We start from the raw sequence: 24,418 nt of genomic DNA, 5'->3' as shown, positions 1-24,418 counted from the left end.
GAGCTTGTTGAAAGAATTGCAGCTTGCGCAGCTGTCCCATATGAAGAAGCTTGCCCGCCGCACGGGGCGGCGGGCAAGACGGGGCCTGAACGCTCAGAACTTGTAGTCCGCGGTCAGCACATACGCCCGTCCCAGCACGTCCACAGAGCTGGTGAGGTATCCGCGGTAGCCGTTGTGGTTGGTCATTGGCGGCTGCGCATTGAACAGGTTGCTCACACCCAACGACAGGCCCACGTTCTTGATGCCGGTGTACTTGACCAGCAGGTTGTACTGCGTGTAGGCGGCAACGTCGCGCGGGGACAGCGTTGTGCCGAGGACAGCGGGCAGGTTCTGGTCAACAATCTTGCTCTGGTAGCGCTGCGAGAGTTGCACAAACCAGTCCGTGCCCTTCCAGGCCACGTTGGCCGTGTGGCGCCAGCGGTTGTTCATGCCGCGCGTGGCGTTTGAGATGCCGGCGTTCGGATTGACCGGCACCACGTCGTTGTAGAAGCCCAATGCAGAGACCCAGTTGCCGCCGTTGACACCTTCAGAGCGGGCATCCCATTGGGTCAGGTAGGCCACGTCGATGCCACCGGACAGCGTGCCCCAGTCTTGCCGTTGGGCAACGTAGTTCAGGCTCAGGTCAATACCCGCGCCGCGCACAGCGCCCACATTGGAAGGCGTGTTGATCAAGGCATCCCTCGAACCCAATGCGTTCATGACGCCCAGCGTGCCGTCGGGGTTGCGCAGGAACAGGTTGGTGTAGGCATTGGGGTTGGCCAGCATGTAGTCAATGGCGCGGTTGCCGATGACGTTGTTGATCTCCGTGCGCCAGTAGTCCACTGTCATCGTCAGGCGCTTGACCGGCTCAGCGGCAAAACCGAAGGTCATGCTGCGGGAGGTTTCAGCGCTGACCCCGGCATTGTTGGGCACCTTGGTGATCTGGTTGTAACCCGTGAGGCTGCACACCAGTTCAGGCGCATAGCCTGGCTTTGGCGTGGCGACGCCGTTGACCGTGGGGCACAGCAGCGGGTCGTTGAAGACGGGGATCGACGTCCGCTCGGTTTCCTTGGTGTAGATTTCAGGCAGGCTGGGTGCGCGGTAGCCGGTATTGGCTGAAGCGCGGAACACCAGATTGGCGGCGGGCGACCAGCGCACGCTGAGCTTGGGGTTGACGGTGGTCTCGCCCAGGTCGCTGTACTTGTCGCTGCGCACCGAGGCATTCAGCGTCACCTCCTTGGTGACCGGCGCGTCCAGCTCGGCATACAACGACTTGATGTCGCGGCTGATCTTGATGCTGGTGCTGGAGTTGGCACCGGCGGCGGCGGAGTCACCGCCCAGCAGGTCGATCTGCTTGTTCAGCGCTGCGGAGAGGTCGTTGCTTGCCAGGCCAACGGCCTGCCAGGTGTCGCGGCGCATTTCAGCACCTACGGCCAGCACCATGTCGCCGCCGGACAGCTTCATCAAGGAGCGGGTGAAGGTGGCGTCGACGGCAGAGTTCTCGGCCTTGTGCAGGCGCAGGGTCTGCCCCTCCATCGAGGCCCCGGCCAGCACGGCCAGGCCGGCGGCGTTCTGCAGGCCGAACGGATTGAGCTTGGGATCCAGGAACAGCGTGGTCGCCGTGCCTTGCACGGTGGCGATGCCGCTGACCCGCAGCCAGCCGGCGCCGGCTTTCGTCTCGCGCTCGGAACGGCCGATATTCAGGCCTGCGCGGTAATCCCAGCCGAACACGCCGCCCTCGGCGGTGAGCACGAAACGGTCGTTGGTGTGATTGTCGTCACGGATGCGCGGGCCGGCGTCGGCCACCGACCACAGCACATCGATGGGGCGCCCGGCAAGGTTCAGGCCCGGCACGGCCGGCACGATGCCGTTGCCCGGGTAGTAGGGATGGGTGCTGGTCAAGCGCACGGTTGGCGCCGCAGGGTTGTTGTACTGGTCGACAACGAACTTGCTGTGGTTGAATTCGGCCGTGATCAGGTGGTTGCCGGGAAGTTGGAACTTGCCCTGGGCATAGAAATTGAGGATGTCGTTCTTGTTGTTGAATGCCGTGTACTGCGTGTTGGCATCCAGGAAGCAGGTCTGGCGGCCGCCTGATGTGCTGGGCACCGAGTAGGGGGCCAAGCAACCGGAGGCGTACATCGGGTTCCAGCGCACGGTGCGCTGCGATGACGTCGGGTTGGTCGGGTCGGTGAAATTGCCTGGCGTGGCGTTGGCGCCCAGGCCCGGTGCGGTGCTGATGCCCAGCGCGTTCAGCGCCGAGCCGTCGGTCAGCTCCGGGCGTGCCTCACGCAACAGCACGTCGCGCTTTTGCACATCGAAGGCGGCGTAGACATTCCAGCCTTGCGAATCCAGATCGCCAAGACCGCCGATCAGCCCCAGGGCCTTGGTCGCACCACCGCCGGATCGCTGCGGTTGCATGGTYTCCACCTTGATGCCGCCGCCCTTGTAGCTGTTCAGGGTGTAGTAGGCCTGCACGCCGCCAATGGCGTCGGAGCCGTAGCTGGACGATGCGCCGTCGCGCAGGATGTCCACGCGGCTCAGCGCCATGCGTGGAATCACATTGACGCTGACGTACTGGTCGGTCAGGGGTTCCTTGGCCATGCGCCGGCCATTGAGCAGGGTGAGCGTGCGCATGGGGCCAAAGCCGCGCAGGCTGGTCATGGGGCCGGCCGTGCCTGCATTGCTGCCCAGGGAGTTGGCCTGTGGCAACTCCAGCATGAAATCTTTCAGCTCGGTGTTCATGCGCGCATCCATGTCGGCGGCTCTCACGGTGGTGACGGGCAGGGCGGCTTCGTCCTTGACCGAGCGGCGGATGATGGAGCCGGTGATCTCGACCCGTTCCATGGCTGCCGCGGCCTGTGTGTCCTGCGCGAAAGCCAGCTGCGGCAGGGTGGACAGGGTCAGCAGGGCTCCTGCGATCGCTGTGGGGCGGGCGCCCAATGGGCGGGAATGTCTGCGCATAGTTTGTCTCCGGTGGAATGTTGCTGTTGCGGATGGGGGGATGGGGTGCCGCCGGGCACGGGCTCAGCGGCTGGTGTTCTTCATGCGTTCGCGGCTGTTGTTCAGGTGCATGAACATGGCCGCGCGCGCCATCGCGGCGTCGCCCCTGCGGATGGCTTCCAGCACCGCGCGGTGCTCCTGCGCTGTGATGTCTTTGCCAGAGCGCAGTTGGGGTGACGGGTCGCCGAAGCGTGGTGCCTTGTGGGCGCGCCCGCGGCGGATGGCGCTGATGACCTGGCGCGGAATGGTGGCGCTGCTCATGGCGCGCAACACATGTGCGAAGTACTCGTTGCCGGTGGCCTGGGCCAACAGCTCGTGGAAGCGGAAGTCGGCCTCGGCCGTGCCCTCGCCGGTGCTGTGCTGGATGTCGAAGTCATCCAGCGCGCGTTCCATGGCGGCCAATTGCTCGGGCGTGCGCCGCTGCGCTGCCAGCGCCGCGGCCTCGGGCTCCAGGCTGACGCGCAGTTCCAGCATGGCCAGCTTCTGCTGCAACTTCAGTTCGGCGCCGGGTGCTTCCAGTGGCGGCACCTCCACTTTGGGCGCCAGCACAAAGCTGCCCACGCCCTGGTGGGTGCGCAGGAACCCGCCGGCTTGCAGCCGCGATATCGCTTCGCGCACGACGCTGCGGCTGACGCCATAGGTCTGCATCAGGGCAGGCTCTGTAGGCACCCGTTCGCCGGGCTTGAGCGCGCCGCTGTTGATGCTCTCGCTGACACCGTCAACCACCCGTTGTGACAGGCTGGGGGTGCGGCTGGATGCGGGCTGTGAGGAGGTTGTGCTCATGGTGTGGGGCGTGTGAAGGTCAATGCGTTTTTGGCTCTAATCATCAGACGACGGATGTTAGTATAGGGTTGTAAGCGCCAAGATGTCAGACGACGATGTGGATAAATTATCCTCGTTTTCCCTAAGATGTTGGGGTTTTTAGATTTATTTGTGTACACTCCAAGTCATCAGACGACTGATGTAAATATCATGATCAAAATCGACAGTGTGAAGGCCGTAGAGTTCACTCACCCCACCCGGCGGTCGGTGGATGCAGCTGGCCACTCCCACCCCGGCCCGCTGGGCACGGGGCACCTCGCGTTGCTGACGGTGCGCAGCACCGACGGCGTTGAAGGCCATTGCTTCGCGCCACCGCAGGTGGTGCGGCCCCATGTGCTGGATCAGTTCGTGCGCCGCGTGCTGGTCGGTGGCGATGCCTTGCATCGCGAGAAGCTCTGGTGCGAGCTGGAGCACTGGCAGCGCGGCAGCGCCGGGCAACTGACCGACAGGGCGTTGGGTGCGGTGGACAGCGCGCTGTGGGACCTGGTGGGCCGCACCTTCAGCACACCGGTGTACCAATTGCTGGGCGGTTACCGCGACAAGATCCCGGCCTATGGCAGCACCATGTGCGGTGACGAACTCGAAGGCGGCTTGTCCACGCCTGAAGAGTACGCCGCGTTTGCAGTGCAGCTGGTTGAGCGGGGCTACAAGGCCATCAAGCTGCACACCTGGATGCCGCCCGTGGCTTTCGCGCCTGATCCGGGCATGGACATCAAGGCCTGCACCGCCGTGCGCAAGGCCGTGGGCCCGGACATCGCGCTCATGCTGGATGGCTACCACGAGTACAGCCGCACCGATGCGCTGCGCATTGGCCGCGCGCTGGAGGAGCTGAATTTCGCCTGGTTCGAGGAGATGATGAACGAGCAGAGCACCGCCTCCTACGTCTGGCTGGCCGAGCAGTTGCGCATTCCCGTTCTCGGACCCGAGAGCCTGTCGGGCAAGCACTACGCCCGCGCCGGCTGGGTGACGGCCGGCGCCAGCGACATCCTGCGCGCCGGCGTGGCCGGCTGCGGCGGCATCGGCCCGACCATGAAGGTGGCGCACCTGGCCGAGTCCTTTGGCATGAACTGCGAAGTGCATGGCAATGGCGCACCCAACCTGGCGGTGTGTGGCGCGATCCGCAACTGCACCTGGTACGAGCGCGGGCTGCTGCACCCCTTCCTGGACTACGAAGAGGTGCCGGCTTACCTGAACGCCATCGTCGATCCCATGGATGCCCAGGGCTATGTCGCGCTGCCCCAGGGGTCGGGGCTGGGCGAAGACATCAACTTCGACTACATCGCACGCCACACGGTTGCCACCTACTGACCCTGACGCGCGAAGGCACCTCCATGTTCCCCGGCCTCAACCTGCCACTGCGCCGCCGCCACCTGCCCGGGCTGGCTGCGGCCGCCTGGAGCGCTGCGGCGCATGCCGGCTCCCCGGATGACCAGTTGCTGGTGGGCATGAGCATGAACAACCTGCTGTCGCTGGACCCGGCGGCGGCCACCGGGCTGGACGCCGTCACCATCACCTGCAACCTGTACGACAGCCTGCTGGAGGTGGACGCGGCCGACACCACGCGCTTCAAGCCTAGCCTGGCCCAGGACTGGTCGGTGGACGCCGGTGGCCGCCGACTGAGCTTTCGCCTGCGTGCGGGCCTGCACTTTGCCAGTGGGCGGCCCCTGACCGCAGAGCATGCCGCGTGGTCGTTGCAGCGCGTGGTCAAGCTCAACCTCGCGCTGGCCACGGTCTGGAAGAGCTACGGCTACACCGCTGCCAATGTGGCTGGCGCCATCCGCGCCGCAGACCCGCTGACGCTGGTGATGGACCTGCCCCAGGCCACCGACCCCACGCTGGTGCTGATGACGCTGGCCACCTCCATGAGCGGCTACGTGATCGAGCGCGAAGCGGTGCTGGCGCACGAGGTCAAGGGCGACCTCGCCAACGCCTGGCTCACCACCCATGCGGCGGGCTCGGGCGCTTTCGAGCTGGAGGACTGGCGGCCCAAGGAGTTGCTGACCATGCGCCGCGCAGCCCGCCATTGGCAAGCCCCGGCCAAGCTCAGGCGCGTGGTGGTGCGCCACATGACCGAATCACAGACGCTGCGCCTGATGCTGATGCGCGGCGATCTGGACGTGGCCGGCGGCCTGTCGGCGCCCGATGTGCGGGCGCTGGCAAAGCGTCCCGAGCTGGTGGTGGACGCCGTGCGCCGCGCCACCATGTACTACGTGGCGGTGAACGCGCGCGCGCCGCGCTTTGCCGACGAGCGCGTGCGCCGCGCGGTGTTGCGCCACCTGATTGACTTCCAGGGCGTGGCCAACAGCGTGCTGCCTTACTACGGCGAGTTGCAGATGCGCCCCGTGCCCATGGGCCTGCCCGCCACGCTGGCGCAGCCCGGCTACGGGCTGGATGCGCAGGCGGCCCGCCGCCTGCTGGCCGAAGCGGGCCTGCCCGACGGTTTCGAGACCACCATCCGCGTCGTTGCCGAGGCGCCGTTCACCGGCATCGCCACCAGCCTGCAGGCCACGCTGGCGCTGGCCGGCATCCGCGCCAGCATCCTGCCCGGCACCGGCAACCAGGTGTACGGCTCCATGCGCGACCGTTCCTTCGACATCGTGGTCGGGCGCGGTGGCGGCGGCGCCGAGGCGCACCCGCACTCCAGCCTGCGCGCGCTGGTCTACAACCCCGACAACCGCGACAGCGCACGGCTGACCAACTTCCAGGGCTGGCGCACCGGCTATGCGGACCCGCAGCTGAACCAGCTGATCGAGCAGGCCCTGCTGACGCGCGATGCCGCCGAGCAGACCGCCCTCTACCGCCAGGCGCAGCAGCGCTTTGACCAGACGGTGGGCGCCATCCAGCCCATCGCCCAGATGCTGGACACCCAGGTGCTGCGCCGTGCCGTGCAGGGCTATGTGGGCCACCCCAGTGGGGCGACGCGGTTGCGCGAGGTTTACAAGGCGGCACAGCCATGACGTCCTTCCTGTCACGCCACGCAAGGGCCGGGCGCTGGGTGCGTGGCACCGCCAGCAGCCTGACGGCCTTGCTCGGCCTGCTGCTGTTGACCTTTCTGATCGGCCGCGTCATGCCGTTGGACCCGGTGCTGGCCATCGTCGGCCCCGATGCCGACCGCTCCACCTACGAGCAGGTCTACCGCCAACTGGGGCTGGACCGGCCGCTGTGGGTGCAGTTCTCGCGCTACCTGGGCGACCTGTCGCAGGGCAACCTGGGCCACGCATTGCTCACCGGCCGACCGGTGACCGAAGACCTGGGGCGCGTGCTGCCCGCAACCCTGGAGCTGGCCACGCTGGCCATTGTGCTGGGTGCATTGCTGGGCGTGCCGCTGGGCGTGTGGGCGGCCACGCACCATCGACGGATGCCAGACCACCTGGCCCGCGTGCTCGGCCTGCTGGGCCACTCCACACCGGTGTTCTGGTTCGGCATGATGGGCCTGCTGGTCTTCTACGCCTGGCTGGGTTGGGCCGGTGGCATCGGTCGCATCGACCTGGCCTATGAAGGGCTGGTGCCACGCGTCACCGGCCTGATGCTGGTGGACACGCTGTTGGCTGGCGACACCGCGGCCTTCTGGAACGCGCTGCGCCACCTGCTGCTGCCGGCCTGCGTGCTGGGCCTGCACTCCATGGCCTACCTCAGCCGCATGACGCGCAGCTTCATGCTGGCGCAGATGACGCAGGAATACATCACCACCGCCCGCGTCAAGGGCCTCAGCAGGACGCAGGTGGTGTGGGGCCACGCTTTCCTCAATATCCGCGTGCAGTTGCTCACCATCCTGGCGCTGGCCTACGGCGGCCTGCTCGAAGGCGCGGTGCTGGTGGAAACCGTGTTCGGCTGGCCTGGCTTTGGCAGCTACCTCACCAGCAGCCTGCTGCTGGGCGACATGAACGCGGTGATGGGGTCGGTGCTGGTGGTTGGCGTGCTGTTCGTGGCGCTGAACCTGGCTGCCGACGCCCTGTACCGCGTGTTTGACCCGAGAGCCCGCACATGACGACTTCTGCACTGCCCATGGGTGCCTGGCAGGCCTGGGGCCTGGAAGCCCTGGCCACCGCGCGCAAGCTGTTGCGCAACCCGCTCACAGCCATCGGCGTGGCCGTCATTGCCGTGCTGGTGGCGGTGGCCGCACTGGCGCCGTGGATCGCGCCGCACGACCCCTTGAAGCAGGCGCTGGGCTCGGCCCTGCTGCCGCCTGGCGCGGACCACTGGTTCGGCACCGACGAATTCGGCCGCGACCTGTTCAGCCGCCTGGTGTACGGCACCCGCATCACGCTGTTCATCGTCATGCTGGTCACCGTGGTGGTGGGGCCGCTGGGCATGGCTGTGGGCGTGGTCTCGGGCTATTTCGGCGGCCGGGTGGACGCGGTGTGCATGCGCGTGACCGACGTCTTCCTGTCCTTCCCCAGCCTGGTGCTGGCGCTGGCCTTCGTCGCCGCCCTGGGCCCCGGGCTGGACCATGCGGTCCTGGCCATCGCCATCACCGCCTGGCCCCCCATCGCCCGCCTGGCGCGGGCCGAGGCGATGACGCTGCGGCAGGCCGACTTCATCGTCGCGGCGCAGCTGCAGGGCGCCTCGCACCTGCGCGTGTTGTGGCACCACCTGGCCCCGCTGTGCCTGCCCTCGGTGCTGGTGCGGCTGACCATGAACATGGCGTCGGTGGTGCTCACCGCCGCAGGGCTGGGCTTTCTGGGCCTGGGCGCGCAGCCGCCGCTGCCCGAGTGGGGGTCGATGATCTCCGAGGGCCGGCGCTACATGCTGGACAGCTGGTGGACGGTGGCCGCACCGGGCCTGGCCATCCTGGCGGTCAGCATGGCCTTCAACCTGCTGGGCGACGGCCTCAACGACGCGCTGGACCCGCGCCAGAACACATGAGCCAGCAACCCCTGCTGCACGTCGAGGGCCTGAACGTGGCCTATGGCACCCCCGCCACGCCCGTGCCGGTGGTGCGCGACGTCTCCTTCACGCTGGGCCGCGAAAAGCTGGCCGTGGTCGGCGAGTCCGGTTCGGGCAAGACGACTGTTGGCCGTGCGCTGCTGCGGCTGCTGCCGGGCCAGGCGCGGGTCACGGCCAAGCGGCTGCAGTTCGATGGCACCGACCTGCTGCAAGCCAGCGAGCGCGACATGGAGGCCCTGCGCGGGCGCCGCATGTCGATGATCATGCAGGACCCGAAGTATTCGCTGAACCCGGTGATGGCCATTGGCCGCCAGATTGGCGAAGCCGTGCTGCGCGCCGACGCTGTTTCGCGCGCGGAATGCCAGGACCGGGTGCAAGCCCTGCTGGCGCGCGTGCGCATCCGCGAACCCAGGCGCGTGGCGGCCCAGTACCCGCACGAGCTCTCCGGCGGCATGGGCCAGCGGGTGATGATTGCGATGATGCTGGCGCAGCGCCCGCAGCTGCTGATTGCCGACGAACCCACGTCGGCACTTGACGTCTCGGTGCGCCAGGAAGTGCTGGCGCTGCTGGACGAGTTGGTGGCCGAGCAGGGCCTGTCGCTGCTCTTCATCAGCCACGACCTGAACATGGTGGGGCGCTTTTGCGACCGCGTGCTGGTGATGTACGCCGGCCGCGTGGTCGAAAGCCTCGCGGCGGCCGACCTGGCCCATGCCACCCATCCCTACACGCAAGGGCTGATGGCGGCCATGCCCACGCTGCGGCGGCGCCGGGCCGTGCTGCCGGTGCTGCAGCGCGACGCGGCCTGGAGTGCACCATGAGCACACAGCCTTCCATGCTGTCCGTTGCCGGCCTCACGCTGGCGTTTGGCCAGGGCGAGCAGGCACGCACGGTGTTGCACGGCGTCGATCTGGACGTGCCGCGCGGCCAGGCTTTCGGGCTGGTGGGCGAGTCCGGCTCCGGCAAGACCACGTTGCTGCGCTGCCTGGCCGGCCAGTACCACCACTGGCAGGGGCAGGTGGCGATGGACGGCGTGCCGCTGCGCGGTGAGCGCGGCGCCGCCCATGCACGCCGGGTGCAGATGGTGTTCCAGGACCCCTATGGTTCGCTGCACCCGCGCCACACGGTGCGCACCACGCTTGCCGAGCCCTTGCAGATTCAGGGCATGGACCAGATCGATGAGCGCATCGACGACGTGCTGCAGCAAGTGGGCCTGTCCACCGCTTTCCGCTTCCGCTACCCGCACCAGATCTCGGGTGGCCAACGACAGCGGGTGGCCATTGCCCGCGCCCTCATCCTGCGCCCGCCCCTGGTGCTGCTGGACGAACCCACCTCGGCGCTGGACGTGTCCGTGCAAGCCGAAGTGCTGAATCTGCTGGCCGATCTGCGCCAGCGCCACGGCTTGACCTACCTGTTGCTGAGTCACGACCTGGGCGTGGTGGCACACCTGTGCGAGCGCCTGGCGGTGATGCAAAACGGTGTCATCGTCGAGACCCTGAGCAGTGACGCGCTGTGCCATGGCGACGCCCAACACCCCTATACCCGGGCCCTTGTGGCGGCCAGCGAAGCCTGAATCGGCCCGGTTCACACTTTGGCGACATTTGTGCGGCGAAGGCATGCCATCATCCGCGCATGAAACGGGAACTTGAACTGAGCGTGGAGCCTTTCGCGGTGGCGTGCCCTGCATGCAGGGCCGAGCTGTCGGCGGACATTGACAACGACCCGGGCATCCTGCCCCAGTTCAACAACAGCACTGAGTTGGCCAAGCGTTGCCCGCGCTGCGCTGTGGCCTCGTACTTCACCCGCCGCTCCGATGGCAGGCTGGTGCTGAAGGGCTGACCCGCACGCCAACGGGCGACAAGTGGGCCCTGCCGGCCCACGCCCCATGGGCCCCTTGAGGGACCAGGTGCCGTGCCTATACTGCCGCGCACTTCGACCATTCTCCAAGGAGCCCGCGTGAGAGCCATCACCATTGCCACCCTTCTGGCCTTTTGCATGGGCGTGCCCGCTGTGTGCGGGGCCGCGCCGGTGGATGCGGCGGCGCAGGTGCGGGAGCTGAAAATCACCATCCTTTCGACCATGGTGGCCGACTACGGCACGCGTGGCGAATGGGGCTTCTCCGCGCTGGTGGAGGCGGACGGGCGCAAGCTGCTGGTGGACACGGGTGGTTCCCCTGGCACGGTGCTGGACAACGCCAAGGCGCTGGGCATTGACCTGTCGGACGTGGAGGAGGTGGTGCTGACGCACAACCACGACGACCACACGGCGGGCTTTCTGTCGCTGCGCGAGGCGCTGATGCGCAAGAACCCACGGGCGATGAGCCGCGTGCACCTGGCCTCCGCCACCTTCATGGGCCGGCTGCAGCGCAACGGCAGCGAGGCCAACTACATGGTGCTGCACCGCGCGGAAATGGAGAAGCTGGGCGTCAGCTTCGTCATGCATGACCAGCCCACCCAGCTGCTGCCAGGCGTGTGGTTCAGCGGGCCGGTGCCGCGCAAGTTTCCCGAACGCAACTGGGCCGTGGCCGGGCCGATGGTGCTGAACGGCAAGATGGTGGAAGACACCATCCCCGAAGACTCCTCGCTCGTCATCAACACCGCCCAGGGCACCGTGCTGCTGTCGGGCTGTGGCCATGCGGGCGTGGTCAACACCATGACCTATGTGCAGGAGCTGCTGCCGGGGCGTCCCATCACGGCGCTGGTGGGCGGCTTTCACCTGTTCCCGCTGGATGATGCCCGGCTTGACTGGACCGGCCAGCAGATGCAGGCCTTTGGCGTCAAATGGCTGCTGGGTGCCCACTGCACCGGCTTCGAGGCGGTCTACCGCCTGCGCCGCCAGTTGCAGCTGCCGCGTGAGGCCGCCATCGTGGCGGCCGTCGGGTCGCGCTACAGCCTGAAGGACGGTGTTACGCCAGACGCGTCAGGGTTGACGCGTTGAGGGCTTGGTCCGCAGGGCCGGGGACGCTGCGGCGCTCRGCAACACCAGCGGCAAGCCCAGCCCGAAGGTCCAGCGTATGCCCAGGTGCTCGGCGACAAAACCCAGCAGCGGCGGCCCCAGCAGGAAGCTGATGAACGTGATCTGTGCCAGCGCCGCCACGTTGGTGGCGGCCGGGCGGTCTGTGCGCTGCGCGGCTGCGGACATGGCCAGCGGAAACATCACGCTGGTGCCCACGCCCATCAGCGCGAAGCCCAGCAGTGCCACCGGCAAGCTCGGTGCCAGGGTGACGGTCAAGGTCCCCAGGCCCAGCACCACCAGCAGGATGCGCGCGATGGCGTAGGGGTGGTGGCGCTCGACGAACCGGTCGGCCACATAGCGGGTGACGCCCTGCGCGAAGGCGCCGGTGGCCACCGCCAGCCCGCTGATGAAGGGCGCGGCCCCAAAGACGTCGCGCATGTAAATGGCCGACCAGTCGATGCCGGCCCCTTCCAGGATCAGCCCCGAGAGCGAGAACAGCACCAGCGCGCCGACCGCCAGCGTGGGCCGCGCCATGTGGTGCGCGGGTTCGCTGTTGCTGCCGCCACGGTGCGGCGCGGCTTCAAAACCCCCCAGCAGCAGCAGGATCAGCAGGATGGACATGGGCACCACGCCGGCCAGGTGCCATTGTGGCGAGACGCCCAGGCGGGCCGCCAGCGCACCCAGCAGACCGGCGCCAAAGAAGCCGAAGCTCCAGAACGCGTGGGCGCGGTTCATGATGCGTTTGCCGCCCTGGTGTTCGACGCGGTCGGCCTCCAGGTTGACGACCAGTTCGATGGCGCCTATGCACAGCCCCGCAGGCAGCAGCCACAGGAACAGCGCCAGCGCCCCGCCCGCGTGGGCCGCCAGCGCGTAGAACACCGGAACCAGGGGCATCAGCACCAGCAGGGTGGCGCGGTGGCCCACGCGCTCGATCAGCCGGCCGGCGAACGTCAATGAAAACAGCGTGCCGCAAGCGGTGCCGATCAGGCCCAGGCCCAGTTCACCCTCGCCGATGTTCATGGACCGCTGCAGCTCCGCCAGGCGCGGGAACAGCCCGCCGAGGGTGAAGGCATACAGGAAGAAGGCGGCGAAGACGCGCCGCTGGGGCGTCAATGGCACGTTGAATCGGAGAAGGCTGGACATGGGCATGGAAGATAGCAGGTGCCGCGGCTGGGCACGCACGGGGCACCCTGTTGGAGCCATATTTCCCAAGCAAGGCTGTTGGTGCTTTAATGCATTTTTCAGGCTGGAGCTCCCATGATGGCAGATAGACTGGATGCGTCGCGTCGCCGGCTGATGCGGCAGGCCGTGGCGGGCGCCCGCTGGTTGCCCTTGGCTGGTGTGCCCTGGCTGCTGCCCGGCGGCGTGCTGGCCGCCACCGAGGCCGTGCCGGAGACCGAGAACAACTGGGAAGGGCCGTTCTACAAAGCCGGGGCGCCCGTGCGCTCCGTGCTGTTGGAGCCCGGCATGGCCGGCACACCGCTGACGCTGGCCGGCCGCGTGCTGGACGTGCATGGCCAGCCCCTGCGCGGTGCGCTGCTGGACTTATGGCATGCCGACAACACCGGCGACTACGACAACAAGGGCTTTCGCCTGCGCGGCAAGCTCGCCACCGACGAGCAGGGCCGCTACACACTGCGTACCATCAAGCCGGCGCCCTATGGCGAGCCGAATGACAAGCGCCCGGCGCATATCCACGTGAAAGCCAGCGTTGGCAACGGGCCGGTGCTGACCACGCAGCTGTACTTCAAGGGCGACCCGTGGATACGCCAGGACCCCGGCGTGCGCCCCTCGCTGGTGCTGGCGCCGCGCCGCGCGGCAGATGGGCTGGCGGCGCAGTTTGACTTTGTCATCAAGGTGGCCTGACATGGCCAACAACACACGCGCGCGGGCCTTGGCATTCGCGGCGCTGCTGCTGGCGCTGTCGGGCGCGGGGGCGCAGACACCCCAGCAAACACCCCCGCCAGCACCCGCAGACAAGCTCAACGAGGCGCTGATCACCGCCATCTACACCCGCAAGCCCCAGCAGGTGGCGGCGCTGCTGAAGCAGGGCGCCGACCCCAACAGCCGCGACATGGTGACGCAGCCGGCCGTGGTGGCCGCCGCCTACCTGGGGCAGGGCAGCACGGTGGCCGCGCTGCGGGTGGCGGGCGCCCAGATGGACGCCGTGGACAGCGACGGCGTCAGCGCCCTGCACACGGCGGCATTGGGCGGGCACACGGCGGTCGCCGCCGACCTGCTGGACCATGGCCTGAGCGTGAACCTGCGCGCCAAGGTGGACGGCATGACGCCGCTGGCCTACGCCGCCGTGCGCGGCCACGTGCCGGCCATGCGCCTGCTGCTGGCGCGCGGGGCGGACGCCAACCTGGCCGACACCGGTGGCAACACGCCGCTGGTGCACGCCGCCTTGCGCGGTCGTACCGAGGCCATTCGCCTGCTGCTGGCCAACGGGGCCAGCGCCAGCACCGCCTCCACCCACGGCTGGACGCCGCTGATGGCCGCCCAGTCAGCGGGCTGCGCGGCGTGCGTGCAGCGGTTGCAGGCGGTGCGCTGAAGCTGCGGGCTTCTGGCTAGGGCGCCTGCACCAGCCGCCCCGCCGAGCCCCGTATCAGCTCCAGCATCGCCTTCTGCGTCAGCGTCGCCGGCCGCTGGGAGCTGACCGCCATCGACAGCCTGCTGCGCAGCCTGGGCGCGGCAATGGCGCGCATCACAAACGCATTGGGGTTGCTGGAGGTGGCCACCGCGTTGCGCGACAGCACGGCGCAGCCGGCGCCATCGGCCACCAGGTCCAGGATGGCGGACACGCCGTCGATCTCCAGCGCAATCTTGGGCCGCAGGCCCAGGTTGGCCAGCTCGCCTTCCACCAGCATGCGGATGGCGTTGGGCCGGCTGGGGATGACCAGGGGCAGGGCGGCAACGTCGGCCAGCGCGATGGGCTTCTCGCTCGCCTTGGCTTTGGTTTTGGTGGGGGCCTTGCTCTCGCTCCGCAGCACCAGGAACAGTTCTTCCTCCAGCAGCGGCGTCAGCTCGATCTCGGGCGCCGGGCTGGCGTTGTACAGCAGGGCGATGTCCAGCCGGCCGTGGGTCAACTGCTCTTGCATGGCCACCGACAGGCCTTCGCTGATGGACAGCGTGGCGTCGGGCATGCGGTGGCGGAATTCGCGCGTCAGCGGCACGGTCAGCAGCTTGGCCACGCTGGGCGGCAGGCCAATGGCCACGCGGCCGGCCAGCGCGCCGCGCACGCGGCCCAGCTCCTCGCGCGCACGCTCCACCTGGTGCAGGATGCCGCGGCCATGCTCAAGCAGCAGCTTGCCGGCCTCGGTGGGGGCGGCGCCGCGGCCGTTGCGCGTCAGCAGGTTTTGCCGCAGCTCCACCTCCAGCAGGCGCACCTGGCGGCTCAAAGCGGGCTGCGCCACGCCCAGCGCATTGGAGGCGCGGGTGAAGCTGCCCAGCTCAGCCACGCGGACGAAATATTCCAGTTGCTTCAGGTCCAAGGCATTGTCTCTGTTCTGTATAGCTTTGCCGTGATTATGCCGAATTGCGATAACTGCTAGTGGCACCCTCCGGCTGGCAGGGTTGCGCCGGCGCGCCCACAATCCAACGCATAAGACCGAGACCCCGCGACCGCGAGAGAGACGACCTGCCATGAGCGTGAACACCCCCCTGATCATCGACTGCCATGGCCACTACACCACCGCGCCCAAGGCGCTGGAGGAGTGGCGCAACCGGCAGATTGCCGGCATCAAAGACCCCGCTGCGATGCCCAAACCGTCCGAGCTGAAGATCAGCGACGACGAGCTGCGTGAATCGATAGAAACCAACCAGCTGAAGCTGATGCGCCAGCGCGGCAGTGATTTGACGCTGTTCTCCCCCCGCGCCAGCTTCATGGCCCACCACATTGGCGACTTTGCCGTCTCCAGCACCTGGGCCGCCATCTGCAACGAACTGTGCTTTCGCGTCAGTCAGCTGTTCCCCGACAACTTCATCCCCGTGGCCATGCTGCCGCAGTCGCCCGGCGTGGACCCGGCCACCTGCATTGCCGAGCTGGAAAAGTGCGTGAAGGACTACGGCTGCGTGGGCATCAACCTGAACCCGGACCCGTCAGGCGGGCATTGGAACTCACCGCCTTTAAGCGACAAGCATTGGTACCCCATCTACGAGAAGATGGTGGAGTACGGCCTGCCGGCGATGATCCACGTCAGCACCAGCTGCAACCCGTGCTTCCACACCACCGGCGCGCACTACCTGAACGCGGACACCACCGCCTTCATGCAGTGCCTGACGAGTGACTTGTTCAAGGACTTCCCCGAGCTGAAGTTCCTGATTCCCCACGGCGGCGGCGCCGTGCCCTACCACTGGGGGCGCTTTCGCGGCCTGGCGCAAGAGCTGAAGAAGCCGCTGCTGAAAGACCACCTGCTGAACAACATCTTCTTCGACACCTGCGTCTACCACCAGCCGGGCATAGACCTGCTCACCAAGGTGATCCCGGTGGAGAACATCCTGTTCGCCAGCGAGATGATTGGCGCCGTGCGCGGCATCGACCCCGAGACCGGCAACTACTACGACGATACCAAGCGCTACATCGAGGCCAGCACGCAGTTGACGGCGCAGCAGCGCTACCAGGTGTACGAGGGCAACGTGCGCCGCGTGTTCCCGCGGCTGGACGCGGCGCTGAAGGCCAAGGGCAAGTAATGACAAGGACGACGGAGGGATACACACCATGGCCATGAACAATCTGGGTATCGTCAAGCGCAACATCGTGCGTGCAGACAAGGCGGCTGTGCAGGCGCTGTCGCAATTCGGCGTGGCCACCATCCACGAGGCCATGGGCCGGGTGGGGCTGATGAAGCCCTACATGCGGCCCATCTACCCCGGTGCCTATGTGTGCGGCACGGCGGTCACCATCCTGGCCCAGCCAGGGGACAACTGGATGCTGCACGTGGCGGCCGAGCAGCTGCAGCCGGGTGATGTGGCCGTAGTGGCGATGACGGCCGACAACACCGATGGCCTGTTTGGCGACCTGCTGGCCACGTCGTTCCGCGCGCGCGGCGCGCTGGGGCTGATCACCGATGCCGGCGTGCGCGACGTGAAGGACCTGACCAAGATGCAGTTCCCGGTGTTCTCGCGCGCCATCCACGCCAAGGGCGCGGTGAAGAGCACGCTGGGCTCGGTGAACATCCCGGTGGTGTGCGCTGGTGCCATCGTCAATCCCGGCGACGTGGTGGTGGCCGATGACGATGGCGTGGTGGTGGTGCCCGCCGACGTGGCCATGGCCGTGGCCGAAGCCGCCAAGGTGCGCGAAGACAACGAGACCGCCAAGCGCGCCCGTTTTGCCGCCGGCGAGTTGGGCCTGGACATCTACAACATGCGCGAGGCGCTGGCCAAGGCCGGCCTGAAATACATTGACTGACAAGTTCACGATGACGCCGGGCTGGCTGCCGTTCTACCCCGGCCCCACCAAACCCAGCTTCAAGCTGCCCCCCGGCGCGGTGGATGCGCACTGCCACGTGTTCGGCCCCGGCGACCAGTTCCCCTATGCGCCGGAGCGCAAATACACGCCCTGCGATGCCGGCAAGGAGCAGCTTTTCGCGCTGCGCGACCACCTGGGGGTCAGCCGCAATGTGGTGGTGCAGGCCACCTGCCACGGCAGCGACAACAGCGCGCTGGTGGATGCGCTCAAGCATTCCAACGGCAAGGCCCGTGGCGTAGCCACCGTCAAGCGGGCCATCACCGACACCCAACTGCAAGACCTGCACGCCGCCGGTGTGCGCGGCACGCGCTTCAATTTCGTCAAGCGCCTGGTGGATTTCACCCCGCGCGACGAGCTGCTGGAGATCGCCCAACGCATTGCGCCGTTGGGTTGGCATGTGGTGGTGTATTTCGAGGCCGCCGACCTGCCCGAGCTGTGGGACTTCTTCACCAGCCTGCCCACCACGGTGGTGGTGGACCACATGGGCCGCCCGGACGTGGCCAAACCGGTGGACGGGCCGGAGTTCGAGCTGTTTGTGAAGCTGATGCGCGAGCACCCCAACGTGTGGAGCAAGGTCAGCTGCCCGGAGCGGCTGTCCGTCACCGGCCCCAAGGCGCTGAACGGCGAGCAACACGCCTACCGCGACGTGGTGCCGTTTGCCCGCCGCATTGTCGAGACCTTTCCCGACCGCGTGCTGTGGGGCACCGACTGGCCGCACCCGAACCTGAAAGACCACATGCCGGACGACGGTCTGCTGGTGGACTACATCCCCCAGGTCGCCACCACGGCACAATTGCAGCACAAGCTGCTGGTGGACAACCCCATGCGGCTGTATTGGCCCGAGGAAGTTTGACGCCATGCCCACTGACTACACAGCCGCCTTCAAGGACATCCCCGGCACCACGGTGTTCGACGCCACGCAGTCGCGCCTGGGCTACCACCTGAACATGTTTTGCATGTCGCTGATGAAGGCCGACAACCGCGCCGCCTTCAAGGCCGATGAGGCCGGCTACCTGAAGCGCTTCCCCATGAGCGCCGAGCAGCACGCCGCCGTGCTGGCGCGCGACTACAACCGCATGATCAAACAGGGCGGCAACATCTACTTCCTGGCCAAGATAGGCGCCACCGACGGCAACTCGTTCCAGAAACTGGCCTCGCTGATGACCGGCGTGACCGAGGACGCCTACCGCAACATGATGATTGCCGGCGGCCGTTCCCCCGACGGCAACCGCAGCATGGCCGACAACAACGGAATTGTGAAGACTTAAATGGCAGCAAAAATCTTCGCCGGCCTGGCCACTTCGCACGTGCCGGCCGTAGGCGCCGCGCTGGACCTGGGCAAGACGCAGGAGCCGTATTGGCAGCCGGTGTTCCAGGGTTACGAGTTTTCCAAGCAATGGATCGCCGAGCAGAAACCCGATGTGATCGTGCTGGTCTACAACGACCACGCGACGGCGTTTTCGCTGGAGATGATCCCCACGTTTGCCATTGGCTGCGCAGCCGAGTTCCAGCCGGCCGACGAGGGCTGGGGCCCGCGCCCGGTGCCGGTGGTGAAGGGCCACCCGGCGCTGGCCTGGCACATCGCGCAAAGCACCATCCTGGACGAGTTCGACATGACCATCGTCAACAAGATGGACGTGGACCATGGGCTGACGGTGCCGCTCTCCTTGATGTTCGGCCAGCCCGACGCCTGGCCTTGCCCGATCATTCCACTGGCGGTGAACGTGGTGCAGTACCCGCCACCCACCGGCAACCGCTGCTACAACCTGGGCAAGGCGATACGCCGCGCCATCGAGTCCTATGTGGCGCCGGAGGGCGAAAAGCAGGATTTGAAGGTGATGATCTGGGGCACCGGCGGCATGTCGCACCAGTTGCAAGGCCCACGTGCCGGGCTGATCAACAAGACCTTCGACACCGCCTTCCTGGACGGCCTGACCAAAGACCCGGCCGCGCTGGCGCGCATCCCCCACATCGACTACGTGCGCGAAGCCGGCTCCGAGGGCATAGAGCTGGTGATGTGGCTGATCATGCGTGGCGCGCTGAACGACAGCGTGCGCGAGGTGCACCGGCACTACCATGTGCCGGCATCGAACACGGCCGTGGGCCATATCATTTTGGAAAACACATGACGATCAAAGTAGCCCTAGCCGGGGCAGGCGCCTTCGGCATCAAACACCTGGAAGCGATCCAGAAAATCGACGGCGTAGAGGTTGTCTCCCTGATCAGCCGCGAACTGGCCAAGACCCAGGAGGTCGCTGACAAATTCAAGATCAAACACGTCAGCACCAAGCTGGAAGACAGCCTGGCCATCCAAGAGGTGGACGCCGTCATCCTGTGCACCCCCACGCAAATGCACGCCGCCCAGGCCATCGCCTGCATGAAGGCCGGCAAGCATGTGCAGGTGGAAATTCCGCTGGCCGACAGCCTGGCCGATGCGCAAGCGGTGGTGGCGCTGCAGAAAGAGACCGGCAAGGTGGCCATGTGCGGCCACACGCGCCGCTTCAACCCCAGCCACCAGTGGGTGCGCAAGCGCATCACGGCCAAGGAATTCAACATCCAGCAGATGGATGTGCAAACCTTCTTCTTCCGCCGCACCAACATGAACGCGCTGGGCCAGCCGCGCAGCTGGACGGACCACCTGCTGTGGCACCACGCCGCGCACACGGTGGACCTGTTCGCCTACCAGGCCGGCGGCCCTGTCGTGGCCTGCAATGCGCTGCAAGGGCCCATCCACCCCACGCTGGGCATTGCGATGGACATGTCCATCCAGCTGAAAAGCAGCACCGGCGCCATTTGCACGCTGAGCTTGAGCTTCAACAACGAGGGGCCGCTGGGCACCTTCTTTCGCTACATCGGCGACACCGGCACCTACATCGCCCGCTACGACGACCTGTTCGACGGCAAGGAGCAGAAGATCGACGTCAGCCAGGTGGACGTGTCCATGAACGGCATCGAGCTGCAAGACCGCGAGTTCTTCGCCGCCGTCCGAGAGGGCCGCGAGCCCAACGCCAGCGTGGCGCAGGTGTTGCCGTGCTACGAGGTGCTGCACAAGCTGGAGCAGCAGCTGGCCGGCTCGGCCTGAGGGGGATCACCCCACTGTGCGTTGGTTCGAAATTGTCTTCCGCTTCTTTTGCGCGGGCATCCTCGCGGGCTTCTCTTGCGTTCTGCTGTTCATCTGCCATCAGGCATTGCGTACTGTTGTCAGTGAGCCCGCCAAGTTCGGCCTCACTGTTGTCTTGGTCTTCACAGGATGCGCAGCCCTTGCCTTTTTCCTGTTTCTGCTGACCTACAGACTGGCCGTAGGTCGAGGGCGCAAGGCGGACGGTGGTTTATTTCCTCCGGCGATGGTGAAGGGAATTCTTCTGTGGAATTTTTTTGACAAACTGGGGGAATGGGCATTCCTGATGACCATGAAGCTGTTGAGTTTCTGGCGCAGGTCGCGGGGAAGGAGCCAGTTTGTCGAATCAAATATGCCGAAAGCAGCGTATGAAGCCATGCTGCTGTCTCAGTACCGTGCATTCACGAAAGGCGAATTGAAACCAAGGACACAAGAGGAACTGGTGGAACTGATGGAGTCGCGGCGCAAGACCAGCCAAAAGTAAGCCTCTGAAATCGTGTTGCGCAACCGTATCGACCCGTGTTGCGTGCCGCCGCCAAGGCGGCACAATGAAAGTCAAGATCAGCGTCCCCCGGTGCACAGGAGTTCTGTCAATGCAAGTTCATGGTGCCTGCCACTGCGGCCAAGTCACATTCACCGCCGAGATTGATCCCTCCAAGGTGATGATCTGCAACTGTTCAGACTGCCAAACCCTGTCGGGTGCGCCGTTTCGGGCCATCGCCCAGGCGTCCATCGAGTCGCTCAAGCTTGTCGGGCCAACGAAGACCTACGTCAAGACAGCCGAGTCCGGCAACCGGCGCGCGCAGGTGTTCTGCCCGGAGTGCGCAACGCCGCTGTACTCGTCGGCAGTCGAGAATCCGCCAGCCGTCACGCTCCGGCTGGGCTGCGTCGCTGAGCGCGCTCAGCTCAAGCCAGGACTTCAGCTTTGGCAACACTCGGCCATGCCGTGGGTGACGGAGCTGGGTGCCATCCCGGGCGTTCAGACGCAACCGCCACGCTGACCAACCCCGCTGGCCCTTCGGCCTTCAACCTGCGGCTCCCTGAGCAACATGGTCGGCGCAATGCCAAACATGCGCCGGCAGGTGCGGCTGAGGTGGGCGGAGTCGGCAAAACCCCAGGTGTGCGCGGCCTCGGTCCACGACACGCCGCCCATGGCAGCGCCGACAGCCGCTTCCACCCGCGCCCACAGCAGGTAGGCCCGAAACGAGATGCCCGTTTGCGCCATGAACAGGTGGCGAAACCGGCTGGGCGACAAATGGGCCACCGCTGCGGCCTCGGTCAGCGTGATTGGCGCACTCAACCGCGAGCGCATGTGCGCGATGGCGCGCGTGATGCGTGGGTCCACGCTGAATGGCGTAGGCTCGACGCCCACCAGCAGCTCCAGCAGGCGCTGGCCGGTGGCAACCAGTGTTTCATCTTTCGCACCACGGGTGTAGGCCGCATGCAGGGGGGCCACCAGCGCCGCAAGGGCCTCACCGGGGAGCGCATGGATGGGGGTGCCCGTGTAGCGCAGCAACAGCGCGCGCCCTTGCACGGTTTCTGGCTCCACAAAAAGCTGCGCCACCATTTCGCCTGTGCCGTCGAACTGGTGCCGCTGATGCGGCAGCACGATGGCGCCAGCGTAGCCCGTCCAGTCAGCCGCAGCGTCGCTGCGCAGCATCACGCGGCCAGACAGGGCCAGTGAAATCTGGATCGCATGGTGTGCGTGTGCCTCGGCCCTGCCGGTGCTGCGCCCTATCCACAGGCTGCCACCGCTCCACAGCAGCACACAGCCGACGCCGATGATGGGCTTGGTTGCGGCGGGCGGGTTGGGCTTCACGTGGGTGCCTGGCACATCAGCCGTTTTGTTCAAGCGGGGTTTGGCCTGGGTCAGCAGAATTCATGGCACGGACAAACCGTTCCGCATCATGTTCAACGAAATGGAGCTTTTTATGCACAGCCAAATCACCTCTTCCTGCCAGTGCGCCAACTGCCCGGGCGCCAGCTGCACCTGCGGCTGCCAGACGCCAGCCGCCGCACAAGCCCCCGTGACCCCCGCGTCGGCAGCATAGCACCACGCCCGCCGCGCGCCGCGTTGGGCAGCCGCCTCATTGGGGCGTGGCGGCCAGGGTGTAGCTGAAATCGTAATTGTGCTTGCCATCGACCACGGTGACCACCATGCTGCCGGCCAGGCCGGTCAGCTCGTCGGTGCCGGAATCGGGCACCACGTGCAGCGCATAGGTGGATTCGCCCCGGTTCATGCTGCCGCTGTGCTGCAGCACGAAGCTGCCGGCGCGCCCTTGCAGCTTGCCCACCACCAGCTCCATGGCCACAAAGCCGGCCGAGCCGGGCACCTGCGTGCGCATGGCCAGCATCTGGCCGGTGCTGGCGGCGGCCAGCGGGCCGTGGAAATGCTTGTCCAGCAGCATGCGGCCGATCACCTGGCCGGCCGCCTGGGCGGCGGCGACCTGCGGGATCATGGTGACGTCGAACGTGCCGTTGATTTTCTGGGTTTTGACGGGCTGTGGCATGGTGGGTTCCTTCTGCGAAGTGTGATGAAATGATTGAGCAGCAGCCGGCTGCGCCAGCGCGAGCGGCGCAGTGCAGGCCAGCAGCAAGCCCAGCCACCGCGCGCGTGCGCGAGACTGGCGAGGCGAATGGTTTCCAGATCCGTGGTTCATGGTGTCTGCTCCTTTGTTGGCACTGTTAGTCACAACGCAATTTCAGCAGCGAAGCGGAAAAAACGATTGGAAAAACGCGACAACGCCCGCAGCGACGGTGCCCAGGGCGTTGGGCCCGCCTTGCCGCCGCGCACCTGGGCCGCCCGGGGCGTGCTGCGCAAGGCGGTGGTGCCGGGTGACTTCCAGCACACGCGGCTGGCGCCGGCAGCCGCGTTGGCCGGCCTGGTGGAGCGCTACTGGAGCGTGCGCTGGCACGTGGCCGGCGAACCCCAGCCGGTGGAAACGCTGCCTCACCCCAATGTGCAGCTGGTGTTTGAAGCCGGGCGCAGCGGTGTGTATGGCGTGGCCTCCGGCCGTTACACCCGCACGTTAGCGGGGCAGGGCGGTGCGTTTGGCGTCAAGTTCAAGCCCGGGGGCTTCCGGCCCTTCCTCGGCCGCCCGGTGGCGGAACTGGCCGACAGCTCATTGGCCATCGCCGACGCCTTTGCCGGCGCCGGGCAGCTGGAAGCCCAGGTGCTGGCGCTGAGCGAGCCAGCGCAACAAGCGGCGCTGCTGGACGCCTTCCTGCTGGCGCGGCTGCCGCCGCCGGACGACACGGTGGCGCGCGTCACGCGCATGGTGGACGGCATCGTGGACGACCGCAGCATCACCCAGGTGGACGAGCTGGCCCGGCGCGAAGGCATGAACAAGCGCGCGCTGCAGCGCCTGTTCAGCGACTATGTGGGTGCCAGCCCGAAATGGGTCATCAACCGCTACCGCATCCACGAGGCGCTGGAGCAACTGGCCGCCGGCCGCCCGCCCGACTGGGTGATGCTGGCGCTGGACTTGGGTTACTTCGACCAGGCCCACTTCATCCGCGATTTCAAGACCCTGGTGGGCCAGACGCCCACCGACTACGCCAGCACCGCACGCGGCCCGGCGTGAAATAAACCGAAACAAACCGATACCGCGGGGAGAAGACGCCACGGGCCACAGGCGGCACCATGGCCACCATGTTCAATTCCCTTTTCTCCAAAGGTACCCCGATGATGATGAAACCCTGGCTCAAGCGCGTGCTGTATGGCGTGGTCGGCCTGTCCATCCTGGGCGGCGGTGTGGCGGCTTACAGCCACGGCCACCGCATGTCCTACGCCAGCATGACGCCGGAGCAGATGGCGCAGCACCGCAGCAAGGCGGTGGACCGCATTGCCGCCAAGATGGCGCTCAACGCCGACCAGAAGGCCAAGCTGAACGTGCTGGCCGACAAGCTGCAGGCGCAATACCTGGCGCTGCACGGCCAGGCCAAGCCGCGCGCCCAGGTGGCGGCGCTGGTGGCCGGCCCCAAGTTTGACCGCACCGCCGCACAGGCCCTGGTGTCCGAGAAAACCGGCGCGCTGACCATGAAAAGCCCCGAGGTGATTGCCGCCCTGGGCGATTTCTACGACAGCCTGGACGCCACGCAGCAGCAAAAGGTGCGCGACTTCATGGCGCGCCACCACGGCAAGCGGCACCACGGCGGCGGCGGCGAATGACGCGATCGCCCGGCCGCAG

General features: G+C 66.7%; 26 protein-coding genes. 20 read left to right on the top strand and 6 right to left on the bottom strand.

Annotation, left to right across the window (positions count from 1 at the left end; translation table 11 throughout):
- Positions 1 to 93: 93 nt before the first annotated feature.
- Together AC1DX2_RS05165 and AC1DX2_RS05160 are read right to left on the bottom strand one after the other, a co-directional pair.
- Positions 94 to 2,940 (bottom strand): TonB-dependent receptor domain-containing protein, encoded by a 2,847-nt coding sequence (locus tag AC1DX2_RS05165; protein ID WP_477195211.1) that lies wholly within the window; start codon positions 2,938 to 2,940, stop codon positions 94 to 96.
- A 63-nt stretch (positions 2,941 to 3,003) separates the two neighbouring features.
- Positions 3,004 to 3,762, bottom strand: coding sequence for a FadR/GntR family transcriptional regulator (locus AC1DX2_RS05160; protein ID WP_477195210.1), 759 nt, complete (start codon positions 3,760 to 3,762; stop codon positions 3,004 to 3,006).
- 189 nt (positions 3,763 to 3,951) lie between these two features.
- On the opposite strand from AC1DX2_RS05160, the gene AC1DX2_RS05155 reads away from it, so the two are divergent.
- The 8 genes from AC1DX2_RS05155 to AC1DX2_RS05120 all read left to right on the top strand — a co-directional run bounded on the left by AC1DX2_RS05155 (position 3,952) and on the right by AC1DX2_RS05120 (position 11,622).
- Positions 3,952 to 5,109, top strand: a complete 1,158-nt coding sequence (locus AC1DX2_RS05155; protein WP_477195209.1) for a mandelate racemase family protein — start codon at positions 3,952 to 3,954, stop codon at positions 5,107 to 5,109.
- 23 nt (positions 5,110 to 5,132) lie between these two features.
- On the top strand, positions 5,133 to 6,758 hold the full coding sequence (locus AC1DX2_RS05150; protein WP_477195208.1) for an ABC transporter substrate-binding protein: 1,626 nt from the start codon (positions 5,133 to 5,135) through the stop codon (positions 6,756 to 6,758).
- Entirely contained in the window at positions 6,755 to 7,789 is a 1,035-nt protein-coding gene (locus AC1DX2_RS05145) for an ABC transporter permease (protein WP_477195207.1), read from the top strand. The genes AC1DX2_RS05150 and AC1DX2_RS05145 overlap by 4 nt, the downstream gene beginning before the upstream one ends.
- Complete coding sequence (locus tag AC1DX2_RS05140; RefSeq protein ID WP_477195206.1) at positions 7,786 to 8,667, top strand: ABC transporter permease; 882 nt, start codon at positions 7,786 to 7,788, stop codon at positions 8,665 to 8,667. The genes AC1DX2_RS05145 and AC1DX2_RS05140 overlap by 4 nt, the downstream gene beginning before the upstream one ends.
- On the top strand, positions 8,664 to 9,506 hold the full coding sequence (locus AC1DX2_RS05135; RefSeq protein WP_477195205.1) for an ABC transporter ATP-binding protein: 843 nt from the start codon (positions 8,664 to 8,666) through the stop codon (positions 9,504 to 9,506). The genes AC1DX2_RS05140 and AC1DX2_RS05135 overlap by 4 nt, the downstream gene beginning before the upstream one ends.
- Positions 9,503 to 10,258 (top strand): ABC transporter ATP-binding protein, encoded by a 756-nt coding sequence (locus AC1DX2_RS05130; protein ID WP_477195204.1) that lies wholly within the window; start codon positions 9,503 to 9,505, stop codon positions 10,256 to 10,258. The genes AC1DX2_RS05135 and AC1DX2_RS05130 overlap by 4 nt, the downstream gene beginning before the upstream one ends.
- 59 nt (positions 10,259 to 10,317) lie before the next feature.
- Positions 10,318 to 10,524, top strand: a complete 207-nt coding sequence (locus AC1DX2_RS05125; RefSeq protein ID WP_477195203.1) for a hypothetical protein — start codon at positions 10,318 to 10,320, stop codon at positions 10,522 to 10,524.
- 117 nt (positions 10,525 to 10,641) lie between these two features.
- Positions 10,642 to 11,622, top strand: a complete 981-nt coding sequence (locus AC1DX2_RS05120; protein WP_477195202.1) for an MBL fold metallo-hydrolase — start codon at positions 10,642 to 10,644, stop codon at positions 11,620 to 11,622.
- Here the strand turns inward: AC1DX2_RS05120 and AC1DX2_RS05115 are convergent.
- Positions 11,605 to 12,783 (bottom strand): MFS transporter, encoded by a 1,179-nt coding sequence (locus AC1DX2_RS05115; protein WP_477195201.1) that lies wholly within the window; start codon positions 12,781 to 12,783, stop codon positions 11,605 to 11,607. The genes AC1DX2_RS05120 and AC1DX2_RS05115 overlap by 18 nt on opposite strands.
- Before the next feature lie 114 nt (positions 12,784 to 12,897).
- Between AC1DX2_RS05115 and AC1DX2_RS05110 the strand changes: the two genes are divergently transcribed.
- Positions 12,898 to 13,506 (top strand): dioxygenase family protein, encoded by a 609-nt coding sequence (locus tag AC1DX2_RS05110; RefSeq protein ID WP_477195200.1) that lies wholly within the window; start codon positions 12,898 to 12,900, stop codon positions 13,504 to 13,506.
- A gap of 1 nt (position 13,507) precedes the next feature.
- Positions 13,508 to 14,194: an ankyrin repeat domain-containing protein gene (locus AC1DX2_RS05105; protein WP_477195199.1), complete on the top strand. Its 687-nt coding sequence runs from the start codon at positions 13,508 to 13,510 to the stop codon at positions 14,192 to 14,194.
- A 16-nt stretch (positions 14,195 to 14,210) separates the two neighbouring features.
- Here the strand turns inward: AC1DX2_RS05105 and AC1DX2_RS05100 are convergent, their stop codons facing one another.
- A complete protein-coding gene (locus tag AC1DX2_RS05100) occupies positions 14,211 to 15,134 on the bottom strand; it encodes a LysR substrate-binding domain-containing protein (protein ID WP_477195198.1) in 924 nt (307 codons plus the stop codon).
- A gap of 169 nt (positions 15,135 to 15,303) precedes the next feature.
- Here AC1DX2_RS05100 and AC1DX2_RS05095 point away from each other — a divergent pair, with 169 nt between their 5' ends.
- The 8 genes from AC1DX2_RS05095 (at position 15,304) to AC1DX2_RS05060 (ending at position 21,229) form a co-directional block, all read left to right on the top strand.
- Positions 15,304 to 16,332, top strand: a complete 1,029-nt coding sequence (locus tag AC1DX2_RS05095; protein ID WP_477195763.1) for an amidohydrolase family protein — start codon at positions 15,304 to 15,306, stop codon at positions 16,330 to 16,332.
- A 28-nt stretch (positions 16,333 to 16,360) separates the two neighbouring features.
- The gene (ligK, locus tag AC1DX2_RS05090) at positions 16,361 to 17,050 is read left to right on the top strand and encodes a 4-carboxy-4-hydroxy-2-oxoadipate aldolase/oxaloacetate decarboxylase (protein WP_477195197.1); all 690 of its coding nucleotides are present in this window, start codon (positions 16,361 to 16,363) and stop codon (positions 17,048 to 17,050) included.
- A gap of 10 nt (positions 17,051 to 17,060) precedes the next feature.
- The gene (locus tag AC1DX2_RS05085; protein WP_477195762.1) at positions 17,061 to 17,963 is read left to right on the top strand and encodes an amidohydrolase family protein; all 903 of its coding nucleotides are present in this window, start codon (positions 17,061 to 17,063) and stop codon (positions 17,961 to 17,963) included.
- Between the two features lie 4 nt (positions 17,964 to 17,967).
- On the top strand, positions 17,968 to 18,378 hold the full coding sequence (gene ligA / locus AC1DX2_RS05080) for a protocatechuate 4,5-dioxygenase subunit alpha (protein ID WP_477195196.1): 411 nt from the start codon (positions 17,968 to 17,970) through the stop codon (positions 18,376 to 18,378).
- Positions 18,379 to 19,239, top strand: coding sequence for a class III extradiol dioxygenase subunit beta (locus tag AC1DX2_RS05075; RefSeq protein WP_477195195.1), 861 nt, complete (start codon positions 18,379 to 18,381; stop codon positions 19,237 to 19,239). It abuts the gene before it with no gap.
- Positions 19,236 to 20,192 carry a Gfo/Idh/MocA family oxidoreductase gene (locus AC1DX2_RS05070; protein ID WP_477195194.1) on the top strand — a complete coding sequence of 319 codons (957 nt, stop codon included), beginning with the start codon at positions 19,236 to 19,238 and terminating at the stop codon, positions 20,190 to 20,192. Before AC1DX2_RS05075 ends, AC1DX2_RS05070 begins: the two co-directional genes overlap by 4 nt.
- 16 nt (positions 20,193 to 20,208) lie before the next feature.
- Positions 20,209 to 20,712, top strand: a complete 504-nt coding sequence (locus tag AC1DX2_RS05065; RefSeq protein ID WP_477195193.1) for a hypothetical protein — start codon at positions 20,209 to 20,211, stop codon at positions 20,710 to 20,712.
- Between the two features lie 64 nt (positions 20,713 to 20,776).
- A complete protein-coding gene (locus AC1DX2_RS05060; protein ID WP_477195192.1) occupies positions 20,777 to 21,229 on the top strand; it encodes a GFA family protein in 453 nt (150 codons plus the stop codon).
- Here the strand turns inward: AC1DX2_RS05060 and AC1DX2_RS05055 are convergent.
- Both AC1DX2_RS05055 and AC1DX2_RS05050 read right to left on the bottom strand, forming a co-directional pair.
- Complete coding sequence (locus AC1DX2_RS05055; RefSeq protein ID WP_477195191.1) at positions 21,208 to 22,080, bottom strand: helix-turn-helix transcriptional regulator; 873 nt, start codon at positions 22,078 to 22,080, stop codon at positions 21,208 to 21,210. The two genes, AC1DX2_RS05060 and AC1DX2_RS05055, sit on opposite strands and share 22 nt — an antisense overlap.
- A 235-nt stretch (positions 22,081 to 22,315) precedes the next feature.
- The gene (locus tag AC1DX2_RS05050) at positions 22,316 to 22,738 is read right to left on the bottom strand and encodes a DUF3224 domain-containing protein (protein ID WP_477195190.1); all 423 of its coding nucleotides are present in this window, start codon (positions 22,736 to 22,738) and stop codon (positions 22,316 to 22,318) included.
- A gap of 216 nt (positions 22,739 to 22,954) precedes the next feature.
- Here AC1DX2_RS05050 and AC1DX2_RS05045 point away from each other — a divergent pair, with 216 nt between their 5' ends.
- Positions 22,955 to 23,812, top strand: coding sequence for a DUF6597 domain-containing transcriptional factor (locus AC1DX2_RS05045; protein ID WP_477195189.1), 858 nt, complete (start codon positions 22,955 to 22,957; stop codon positions 23,810 to 23,812).
- Between the two features lie 101 nt (positions 23,813 to 23,913).
- Positions 23,914 to 24,399, top strand: coding sequence for a Spy/CpxP family protein refolding chaperone (locus AC1DX2_RS05040; RefSeq protein ID WP_477195188.1), 486 nt, complete (start codon positions 23,914 to 23,916; stop codon positions 24,397 to 24,399).
- Positions 24,400 to 24,418 lie beyond the last annotated feature (19 nt).

This window comes from Hylemonella sp. P2_B10, assembly GCF_056404875.1.
Note: the sequence above shows the minus strand (reverse complement) of the source record. Positions and strands in the feature narration are given on the sequence as shown.